The organism is Streptomyces nanhaiensis (assembly GCF_046614825.1).
Taxonomy (GTDB): domain Bacteria; phylum Actinomycetota; class Actinomycetes; order Streptomycetales; family Streptomycetaceae; genus Streptomyces; species Streptomyces radiopugnans.
In genome coordinates this window covers 1-2,489 of sequence record NZ_JBKJFM010000309.1, presented here as the reverse complement: position 1 = coordinate 2,489, position 2,489 = coordinate 1, and the positions used below count along the sequence as shown (strand labels likewise).

The 2,489-nt window shown below is 77.6% G+C and carries 2 protein-coding genes and 1 pseudogene; 2 read left to right on the top strand and 1 reads right to left on the bottom strand.

Going from position 1 to position 2,489, the window contains the following annotated elements:
* A partial coding sequence (gene lnt, locus ACLIYP_RS30165) for an apolipoprotein N-acyltransferase (RefSeq protein WP_412716255.1) occupies window positions 1-1,042 on the top strand: 1,042 nt, incomplete at its 5' end.
* Here the strand turns inward: lnt and ACLIYP_RS30160 are convergent.
* On the bottom strand, window positions 1,014-1,919 hold the full coding sequence (locus ACLIYP_RS30160) for a Gfo/Idh/MocA family protein (protein ID WP_412716254.1): 906 nt from the start codon (window positions 1,917-1,919) through the stop codon (window positions 1,014-1,016). The two genes, lnt and ACLIYP_RS30160, sit on opposite strands and share 29 nt — an antisense overlap.
* 353 nt (window positions 1,920-2,272) lie before the next feature.
* On the opposite strand from ACLIYP_RS30160, the pseudogene ACLIYP_RS30155 reads away from it, so the two are divergent.
* Window positions 2,273-2,489, top strand: a pseudogene (locus tag ACLIYP_RS30155) (hypothetical protein); the annotation flags it as partial.

Here is a 2,489-nt window from a genome sequence, read left to right as displayed (position 1 = left end):
GGGGGGGGCGGCCACCGGCGGGCGCACCTCGCCACGGGCGGGGCGGACGAGGCCGCCGCCGGCGCCGTGGAGGCCTCCGGCCGCGGCCTGGGCGTGGGCGCCGCTGCCGCGGCCGTCGGACACGGTCCGCGTCGCGGTGGTGCAGCCCGGTGTGGTCGCCGGGGCCGAGGCGCGCTTCGACGCCGGCGAGCGGCTGACCCGCGGCCTGGCGGGCCGGGAGGTGGATCTGGTGGTGTGGGGCGAGAGCAGCGTCGGCTACGACCTGGACGAACGCCCGGACCTGGGCGAGCGGCTGGCTGCGCTGTCCGCGCGGGTCGGGGCGCCGCTGCTGGTGAACGTGGACGCCCGGCGGCCGGGCGGGCCGGGGATCTTCAAGAGCTCGGTGGCGGTGGGCCCGCGGGGGCCCACCGGGGAGCGCTACGACAAGATGCGGCTGGTGCCGTTCGGGGAGTACGTGCCGGCCCGTTCCCTGCTGGGCTGGGCGACGGCGGTGGGCAGGGCGGCCGAGGAGGACCGCAGGCGCGGGGACGCGCCGGTGGTGATGGAGAGCGTCGGGGTGCGCACAGGCCCGCTGGTGTGCTTCGAGTCGGCCTTCCCCGACACCGGCCGGGTGCTGGCGCGCGACGGCGCCGAGTTGCTCGTCACCCAGTCGGCGACCTCCACCTTCCAGGACAGCTGGGCGCCGTCCCAGCACGCCTCCCTGGCGGCGCTGCGGGCCGCGGAGAGCGGACGGCCGATGGTGCACGCCACGCTGACGGGGGTGAGCGCGGTGCACGGCCCGCGCGGCGAGCCGGTGGGCGGGCGGCTGGGCACCGAGCGGAGCGGGGCCGCCGTCTACGAGGTGCCGCTCGCCTCGGGCACCACCGGCTACGTCCGGTTCGGCGACTGGGCCGTCGCCGCCGCGCTGGGTTCGCTGCTGTCGGCGGCGGCCGTGGCGGCGGCGCGCCGGTTCCGGGACGGGGGGTTCCGGGACGGGAGGTGGGGGAAGCGGCGGCCGGGAGCGCGGAGGGCGGCTACCCGGCCTGCTCCAGCGCGGCGGTGACGACCCGTTCGCACAGTTCGTGGGTGCGCAGGGCGTCCTCGGCGTCCAGGTGCCGCCCGGTGCGCACGGCGTCGAGGAAGGCCAGGGTGATCTGCTCGATGCCGCGCTGGCGGGCCACCGGCACCCAGTCCCCGCGGCGGCGGACGCTGGGCTGGCCCTTGTGGTCGACGACCTCGGCGAGGTTGAACACCTGGCGCCTGGTGTCCCGCCCGGAGACCTCCAGGACCTCCTCGGCACTGCCGCTCATCCGGTTCATGACCCCGATCGCGGTGAAGCCGTCGCCCGACATCTGGAGCACCACGTGGTGCAGGAGCCCGTCCCTGACCCGGGCGCGGACGTCGATGTGCCCGGCCGGCCCGGGCAGCAGGAAGCGGAGGGTGTCGACGACGTGGATGAAGTCGTCGTAGACCACCTCGCGCGGGTCGGCCGCCAGCCCGATGCGGTTCTTCTGCATCAGGATCAGGTCGCGCGGGTGCTCCAGGCACTGGGTGTAGCCGGGCGCGTGGCGGCGGTTGAAGCCGACGGCGAGCGGCACGCGCCGCTCGCCGGCCAGGCGCACCAGACGCTCGGCGTCGGCCAGGGTGTGGGCGAGCGGCTTGTCGACGTAGGTGGGCACCCCGGCCTCCAGCAGCCGGGCGACGATCGCGGGGTGCTCGGCCGTCGGGGCGTGGACGAACGCGGCGTCGGGGCCGGCCGCGATCAGTGCGTCGAGGTCCGTGTGCCGCTGCGGGCCGGGGATCCGGTGGGCCTCGGCCGTCCGCTCCAGGGTGGCGCGGGTGCGGGTGTGCAGATGGAGTTCCAGTCCCGGCCGGGCGGTGAGCACCGGCAGGTACGCCTTCTGCGCGATGTCGCCGAGTCCGATCACTCCGACCCTCACGGGACCCCCTTGGTTTCGCCGTCGTCCGGTGCCGTCCGGTGCCGTCCGGGGGCATCTCGGGGCGCGGCCGCCGCGCCGCCGCACCGTGTTCCCCCGCGGACCGGCAGCATACGCGGCGCACGGCGGCTTCCGGACGGCGCGTGCCGTCGCGGTCGTACGGGTGCGGCGGGGCGGTGCCCGCGGCGCGGTGCGCCCGGCCGGGGAGGGTCCCCGGCGGGCCCGCCATCGGCCACACGGACCCCACGAGACACACAAGACGCACGAGGCACATGAGGCGCACGAGGCGCACGAGGCACCCGCGTCACTCCTGCGGGGAGTTCCCGGCGGCCGCGCGGTGCGGGAGGGTTGGCCGGGTGCGACATGTGCGAAGCGCCCTGCTCCTGGCCGGAGCCGCCCTGGCGGCCGTCTCGGGGTGCGTCACGGTGGCGGGCGGCCAGCGGCCGCAGGAGGGCGGACCGCCGGCCCCGCCCACGGGCCCCGCCCTGCCCCGGCAGGACACCGGAGCGCCGCGGACCCCCGGCCCGGCACGCGAGACCCTCGCCCGGGTGGAGGAGGGCCCGGAGCGGTCCG